The sequence below is a fragment of the Halomonas elongata genome, assembly GCF_029081005.1.
GTDB classification, from domain to species: domain Bacteria; phylum Pseudomonadota; class Gammaproteobacteria; order Pseudomonadales; family Halomonadaceae; genus Halomonas; species Halomonas elongata_B.
In genome coordinates this window covers 203,258-210,012 of record NZ_JAJQTQ010000005.1, presented here as the reverse complement: position 1 = coordinate 210,012, position 6,755 = coordinate 203,258, and the positions used below count along the sequence as shown (strand labels likewise).

The window sequence follows — 6,755 nt, the reverse complement described above, 5'->3', positions numbered from 1 at the left end:
GGCGAGACGATATCCTCGATCATCTCCCAGCTTCGATCGGAGAGCTCGTAGCGTCCTGCCATGCATCACCTATGCAGTTGCGGCATGGTGCACATTAGCAAATCCGACTTTTCGGACAAAACCTAGGTTTGGTCTCCTGGGTGTCTTCGGCGTCGGCATTCAGTGCTACCGGAATACCTCTTGGTACCTCGACAACTTCGCGTAACCGTCCGTAATTGATCGGATAGTCATTGGAGTCGATACTGGCTTCGACTTGGGAGAGCGCTTCGGTGACGCGTTGGATAGTTGTCCCCTGCTCTTCGTCCAGATAGGGATAAGCCTGTACATAGAGAGTGCCGTCGGACCAGCCGAGCTTGAAACTATCGTTGACCAAGTGCACAGGGGTGCCGACTGGCAAGCGAGAAAAGAGCGAATCGATGTGCTCAGGTAACATGCGGATGCAGCCATGGGTAACTCGCATCCCGATACCCTCGGGTTTGTTGGTGCCGTGGATTAGGTAGCCAGGAATCCCTAAGCGCATCTTATATTGGCCTAAAGGATTGTTGGGGCCCGGAGGCACTACGCTGGGCAGCGACCGGCCATCGGCCGCATGTTCTTCAATGATGGACTGGGGAGGATACCAGGCCGGGTCTTCGACCTTGTCGGTGATAGTGGTGGTGCCTAGCGGTGTTTGCCAGTCCATACGTCCGACAGCGATGGGATAGGTTTCAACTGTGGCGGTCTTGCCCTCGGCGCGGGGTGGATAATAGTAAAGGCGCATCTCGGCAACGTTGACCACCACGCCTTCGCGAGGGGCGTCCGGGAGGATGAAGCGGCCGGGAATGGTCACTTCGGTGCCCTCGCCGGGATACCAGACGCTGATGTCGGGGTTGGCGCGTACCATCTCTCTATAGCCGATACCATGTTCATGGCCGATATCGATTAGGGTGTCATCCTCATCGGCCTCCACAGTGGTGACCTTGCCGATCAGGGTGCCGTCTTCGGGAAGACGATAATGGCCCTGGGGTAGATCGCCATCGGCTGCTTGCAGCGGCAAAGAGAGTATGGCGGCGAGGCTCAGGGGCAGGGCAAGCCGAATGGCCTGGCCAGATAGAGAAATAGGTATCATTCAATTTACCTTCTCAAGATTGCCATTACTTAGAGTGTAGATGTGTCAAAGGCAGGCTGCTTAACTGTACTGAGGCACTTCTTTTCAGCGCCTCGTCAACCAGATTCAACACCACCATGCCTGGCGAAAACAAAAAGGGTGCCAGAAGGGCACCCAAGACAGAGACATAATTACTTAGAAAGTGTACTTGGCAGAGAGCTGAAGACGCGTGTTATTTTCGGAATCCCGGTTCTGTAGTTCCTTGAAGCCATTTGAGATCTCGAATCCCAATGTCACAGGCTCGCTCCATTGGTAGAAGTTGCTAAAATGGATGCTCTGCAGAGTACGTGTCGAAGTCGGAAAGAGGTCCGCCGGACGATCGCCTCGCACTTGACCAAAGGAAAGGCCGGAGGAAAATTTGTCGGTCCATTGCTGAGTTACAGCGACGTTAAAACCATAGGCTTCGATGGTTTCCAGTTCGCCACCTGCATTAATATAGGCCGCGCCGATGGAATCCTCGCCGTCCTCGACCCCATTGGCGGTATAGATATAGCGGCCGATACCGTCCCCATACATGACCCCTGCCATGAGTCGGGTGCTATCGGTCACATCGACGTTACCTGCCAACATCAGTCCATAACCGAAGGTGGAATCATCACTGGAGGCAGCGGGGCTATCCGTTTTCAGGCGTCGTACCACTGCGGCAGTTTCAACTTCCGTATTCTCCCCATTCCAATGATAACGGGCGGTCACATCGGGTGATGTATCACGCGCATCTTCGAACCCGGTACCTTCAGGATTCTCTGCCGAGAGCGACAACTCACCGGGACCGGCTGGCAGAGTATAACGTAACTGACCTTGCCGAATGAAGCTTACTCCCACCGGACCATCGAAATCGACGGTGGTGGGATAAGCCGCGAAATGCATGAAGTTCGACCAAGTCTGGCCGGCCAGAAGACCTGCTAGCTCACCATAGGCATGGCGCAGCCGAAAACCACTGGAATTGCTGAAGACCTCATTACCCCCACCCCCGAAGAAATCTCCTTCGATATAGGTAGTGGCGTTGCCCAGAGAGGTGGGGGTGGAGGTCTTGAGGTAAAGCCTCGATTGTCGGGCATGAGCCCGAAATGAGGAGTTGCTGTCCTCATTGGAGACGTCTAAGCCATCGACGAATAAGGTGTCGCCAAGATCCTGGTTAAGATCATAGATAGCATCGAACTTTATGTATCCTCCTATTTTTACTGATGTATTGCTGCCTGGTAATTTAAAGCTTCCGGGTATATCCCCGCCTGTCACCACATTGTCTGCTTCCATCTTCCTGGGTTTGTCAGCTTCTGTTTGATTCTTTTTCATCTCCTCTATCTGTAGTTGTAATGCCCGCATCTGTTCTTTAAGTTCTTCGATTTCGCTATCGCTATCTTGTGCGATGGCATATTGTGAGCCGGCTAGTAAGTGCGTTATCCCGATTCCGAAAGATAGAATGAAAGCCGGAGCGGCTTTTCTTTTCATTGTGCTGTTCATGGTTCCCTACCTCGTTTTTTTATGATTGTAAGAGAAGCGCTTCACCTTTATTAGTGAAATGCGCTTAAGTGAGCTCGGTCACGACTCTGCGTGCCTGGTAATTTTGTCGGGAGTCGAGGGGGAGAATTACAAGGATTGGGCACTTTTCTTATACAAAAAATGAACTAATTTATTTCCTTGCCTGATATGCACATATGGCTCAGCCAGCGTCAGGAGCCGATACGGCATCGGCGATGTTCTGACCGCCCTCGTCAGAAGCCACGGTACTCAGACTCGGTCAGGTAAATGCGGCACATGCCGCGTACGTATCGCATGGTAGCTATCGGTGATGTGATCTTGCCCAGCAATCATGGACACCTCCGAGCGATGGTGTAATGAAAAGGCCTGGGGAATCCCCAGGCCTTGTCGTCACGCACATTGTCGGCCGGTTGAGGCCTCTTGTCGGGGCGTCACTTCCGCCCGCTCCAGGAGGAACTCGGCCGCCTCTCGGGCATGGCCCGAGGCGTTGAAGATGGCTCGCTTGTCCTCGCGCAGCACGGCGATCCAGTTCGCGATGTAACTGGCGTCCTGCAGCTCGCCGGCGATACCGAGATGTCCGCAGAGATAGGCCATGCCCAGCTCCGCGACCAGCTCCTCTCGCGCGTAGGACGGCGATCCAAAGCCATCAAAGGCGACGATGCCCTCACGGGCCAGTCGCTTTTGGTGGCCGGTGGAATGCACCAGTTCGTGCAGGGCCGTGCTGTAGTAGCGCTCGGCCAGATCGAACTGGTGGCGTGCCGGTAGCCGAATCCGGTCCAGGGCTGGCGTGTAGAAAGCCTGGTTACCTTCGATATGCTCGATCGCCACGCCACTGGACGCCATCACATGATCGGCCTCCTCATGAGGTGAAAAGGCCGCCTCGACAGAAGATCCCGGCTCAGTGATCTCGTCCGGCAACCCTTCACACTGGTCGATGTTGAAGAGGTTGAACCCACGAAGGATCGCGAAACGCTCTTCCTTGGGATTGCCTTCCTCGTCCAGCTCCTGGTTGCCGTCATCGTCGAGCTTGGGCTTCTTCATCGGCTTGTAGAAGCAGGCGAGTGTCGATGTCTCGCCTTTCTTGACGCTGCCGCCGGCCTCCTTGGCTTGCTTGAAGGTGAGCCAGCGGTCCTGCGTATAGCCGTTTTCCGCCGCGGCCGACCACAACAGCACGACGTTGATGCCATTGTAGGGGCGGCCGGTAACCGCATTGCGGGGCGTCAGGGCCGGTTCCGGTTTATCTGAGCGGTTCCAGGGCTTTACCCAGGGGATAGTGCCCTGTTCCAGCTGTGCCACGATACGGTCGGTTACGGCTTGGTAGATGTCGGCCATCATTAGACCCTCAAGATGACGACCGAGAGGCCCCCACCGGGAGCGCATCCCGGTCGGGGTAGGAGAGAAGAGCCCGGCGAACCGGGCTATGTCGTGGATAAAGGGAGGGTCAGGCAGCCATGACGCTGTGACCGGCCAGAGAGAACACCAGCACTTGCTTGTGCCAGAAGCGCTGCACCTCGACATGAACCCGCAGTGAGCATGGCAAGTTGCTGACGCTGGGGTTGCCGTGTACCTCGACCTCACAGTCAAAGACACGACAGCCCGAAGGAACACCGGCGAGTTGGTCTCTCGCGCTGTCCATGAAGCCGTCTATGAGATCCAGCCAGAACATCCCAGGCACACGCTCATGTGCTGAGGTAGCGGCAGATAACATGACAACCTCGTTCAACAGAGGCTGCTCCATGTGGACCATGCAGTTCCGATCTGATGGGCACAGGCCGCGATACATGGCCTTGGTAGTGACATCGAGGCGCGGAACGGCATGTTGAGTCGTAGCAGTATTCATCGTGCTTCTCCTTCGATTGAACAAAAAAGGGGAAGCACCTCGCCCCAAAGGGAAAGAACTTCCCCTTGGGGTGGATACCGCTTGGTTTATACCGGCAGAACGTGTGCCTTCCAGGAATAGCGATGCGTGCTCACCTTGCGATGATTCACGACATGCCCCTGTTCATTGCGAACCGGCTGTTTGACGACGACCGCTTCACGTCCGAGAAACTCGAGCGCGACGGTGTCCCCAACCGCCAGCGTGGTCTCTTGCGCCACGCGCTTGAGATCGACACCCCACACGGTCCTGTCATCACCACGCTCATTTCGCAGCGTGATGTAATAGCTGAGGCGGTTTGCCTCATCGAACTGATAGGGAGCGCTGCCATGGGCAACGATCTCTCCTCGATGTGTAACGCCGTCTTGATCGGAGGCAGAGGACTTCGAGGAAGTCGTCTCACCTTCATCGCATGCACTACGATCGAGGCCGAAGCTGATGATTCCGAGGCGCTTGAGCACCACCAGGGCGACAAGCGTCAACCAGATCCACCGGAGTGGCTCGGGCATGACCTGCGGAAACATAAGCGGAATCAGAACGGAGAGAATTAAGGTGCGAGAGCCTTTGAGCGGATTCTTCTTCATGGTGATGCTCCAGTGGATCAAATCCGGGAGACACACCATCCCCATTGGGGATGTGTCCCCAGATGGGTAGAAGTACAGAGGTAGATCGAAGCTGTTGGGTCAGCCGAAGACCTTCAACACAGCCATGACGATACTGAGAACGCCGACTGAGCCAGCAATCATGCCGCCAATCCGAACGGTCAGCCGAGTTTCTAACTGACTGATCTCCTGTTTCAGGTCATGCTTGGTTGCAAGGTGCTGATTCATCTCGCTCTCCAGAGCATTGACGACATCCATTGCCTTCTCATCCGAGATGTCGGCGGAACGCAAGGCGTTGTACAAGGCAATGCCTAGCTGCATGGGAATCTCCTTATATTAGATGGGAGACTCCCGTCCAGGGAGAGTCTCCCTGGTAGGGTGAGGTAGCATCCAGCCCTTGCGGGCGCCGTCTCTCGGGATGCGTTACGGCTTTCGGGCTGCCCCGAAGGGCAAAGGGTGCTGCTGTTGCCGTCAGCAGCCAACGGGTGCAAATTGAGTATGAAACGCCCAGGCGGGGCTTGCAAGCCCCGCCTGGGCGTGAGTCATCACGATGTCCGAAGCGGCCATGGAAGGAGGTTCAATGTTCAAGTCACTGCCATCGCTCGACAAAGTTAGCTCGAGGGACAATTTCTCAACACCGCGGATCTTCGTGCTGCGTCTCAAACCGTCTGAAGAGCAGGACAAGGAAGTTGCTCTCCTGGTTGAGCGTGATGAACGGCTCTCTCAGCATGAAGGGGTGGTGACAAGTGTCAGTCTGAGATTTCACTACCAGATAATCTCAGGAACCGTGCTGGGACGGATGCGAGAAGGAGGTGAGTTTTCAGCATCATATGAGTGCTGCATCATGGGGGGGCCTCATGTGCGCCTTACAAGCTCCTTTATCTCCGAAGGTGGTTATTGTGTCGTAGACCCGGGGTGGCTTGCAGGGCGTGGTATCGGCTCCTTCTTCATGAACGAGATCGTTCATTGGGCTCGGCAGTGGCCAGAAGCAAGTGTGATGCCTGTCAGGCTACTGGAATCCGATGCTCGAGGAGAGAACACAAGTCGTCGCAATCGCTTCTACGAAAACTTCGGCCTCATCTTCGAGTATCTGGATGAACGCAAGTTGGCAGGACGGTCAGCACCTATGCTGGCCAAGGACCTGACGCCGCTGTCTGAGGAGAAAAGGCTGTCGCTGAGTGCCAAGCTGGAATGGTGCAATCTCGACGAGTACCTGTCGGAGCAAGTGCGCGAGAAGGGCATGCTGGAGATGGAAAGGTGGGGGCTGCAAAACCAACTGAAGTCCAGCACCCAAGACTGGGAAAGAGCTTATCGATCTCCTTTCCGATGGGCTATCGCAACTTTCGTTTCCAAGTTCGTAAGAGGGTATTAGGGGGAAGCGCCCTTTGCCCTTTCCCTGGCCCTTTGGGGTTCTCCCCCTGTAATCCGGGTAAGCCCCTTCCCCTTACTCCCCCTTCCATTCAAGCCCTTTGCCTGCGCCATTTCCCTTTCCCTCGTGGCGGCTGTACGCAAAAATTTTGGGCACTTCCCGGGATCATACACTTTATGATGGGGAGATGTATACGTCAGGTGTCTTGGTCAGAGTTCAAAGCCCAGGCGCTCGAACTCTATTCTCTAAGTCGAAATCTCGGGAAAGGCGGTCATCGTCACG

Annotated in this window: 7 protein-coding genes and 1 pseudogene; 1 reads left to right on the top strand and 7 read right to left on the bottom strand. The window is 55.4% G+C overall.

The window, feature by feature from the left end:
- Positions 1 to 94: 94 nt before the first annotated feature.
- The 7 genes and pseudogenes from LU493_RS05950 to LU493_RS05925 form a co-directional block, all read right to left on the bottom strand.
- Positions 95 to 1,108 (bottom strand): L,D-transpeptidase family protein, encoded by a 1,014-nt coding sequence (locus tag LU493_RS05950; protein WP_275286868.1) that lies wholly within the window; start codon positions 1,106 to 1,108, stop codon positions 95 to 97.
- A gap of 174 nt (positions 1,109 to 1,282) precedes the next feature.
- Positions 1,283 to 2,608 carry a DcaP family trimeric outer membrane transporter gene (locus tag LU493_RS05945; protein ID WP_275286867.1) on the bottom strand — a complete coding sequence of 442 codons (1,326 nt, stop codon included), beginning with the start codon at positions 2,606 to 2,608 and terminating at the stop codon, positions 1,283 to 1,285.
- A gap of 192 nt (positions 2,609 to 2,800) precedes the next feature.
- Positions 2,801 to 2,938 (bottom strand): annotated as a pseudogene (locus tag LU493_RS20020) (IS1595 family transposase); the annotation flags it as partial.
- Between the two features lie 78 nt (positions 2,939 to 3,016).
- Positions 3,017 to 3,961, bottom strand: a complete 945-nt coding sequence (locus LU493_RS05940; RefSeq protein WP_275286866.1) for an ArdC family protein — start codon at positions 3,959 to 3,961, stop codon at positions 3,017 to 3,019.
- A 106-nt stretch (positions 3,962 to 4,067) separates the two neighbouring features.
- Positions 4,068 to 4,466, bottom strand: coding sequence for a hypothetical protein (locus LU493_RS05935; RefSeq protein WP_275286865.1), 399 nt, complete (start codon positions 4,464 to 4,466; stop codon positions 4,068 to 4,070).
- Positions 4,467 to 4,552: 86 nt separating this feature from the next.
- Positions 4,553 to 5,086 carry a hypothetical protein gene (locus LU493_RS05930; protein WP_275286864.1) on the bottom strand — a complete coding sequence of 178 codons (534 nt, stop codon included), beginning with the start codon at positions 5,084 to 5,086 and terminating at the stop codon, positions 4,553 to 4,555.
- 99 nt (positions 5,087 to 5,185) lie between these two features.
- Positions 5,186 to 5,425 (bottom strand): hypothetical protein, encoded by a 240-nt coding sequence (locus LU493_RS05925; protein ID WP_275286863.1) that lies wholly within the window; start codon positions 5,423 to 5,425, stop codon positions 5,186 to 5,188.
- 259 nt (positions 5,426 to 5,684) lie between these two features.
- Between LU493_RS05925 and LU493_RS05920 the strand changes: the two genes are divergently transcribed.
- On the top strand, positions 5,685 to 6,476 hold the full coding sequence (locus tag LU493_RS05920; protein ID WP_275286862.1) for a hypothetical protein: 792 nt from the start codon (positions 5,685 to 5,687) through the stop codon (positions 6,474 to 6,476).
- The last annotated feature ends 279 nt before the right edge of the window (positions 6,477 to 6,755 follow it).

Excerpts from the sequence above, each read along its gene's own strand:
- LU493_RS05925 (WP_275286863.1), bottom strand. The coding sequence starts at position 5,425 with ATGCAGCTAGGCATTGCCTTGTACAACGCCTTGCGTTCCGCCGACATC.
- LU493_RS05940 (WP_275286866.1), bottom strand. The coding sequence starts at position 3,961 with ATGATGGCCGACATCTACCAAGCCGTAACCGACCGTATCGTGGCACAG.
- LU493_RS05920 (WP_275286862.1), top strand. The coding sequence starts at position 5,685 with ATGTTCAAGTCACTGCCATCGCTCGACAAAGTTAGCTCGAGGGACAAT.
- LU493_RS05935 (WP_275286865.1), bottom strand. The coding sequence starts at position 4,466 with ATGAATACTGCTACGACTCAACATGCCGTTCCGCGCCTCGATGTCACT.
- LU493_RS05930 (WP_275286864.1), bottom strand. The coding sequence starts at position 5,086 with ATGAAGAAGAATCCGCTCAAAGGCTCTCGCACCTTAATTCTCTCCGTT.
- LU493_RS05950 (WP_275286868.1), bottom strand. The coding sequence starts at position 1,108 with ATGATACCTATTTCTCTATCTGGCCAGGCCATTCGGCTTGCCCTGCCC.
- LU493_RS05945 (WP_275286867.1), bottom strand. The coding sequence starts at position 2,608 with ATGAACAGCACAATGAAAAGAAAAGCCGCTCCGGCTTTCATTCTATCT.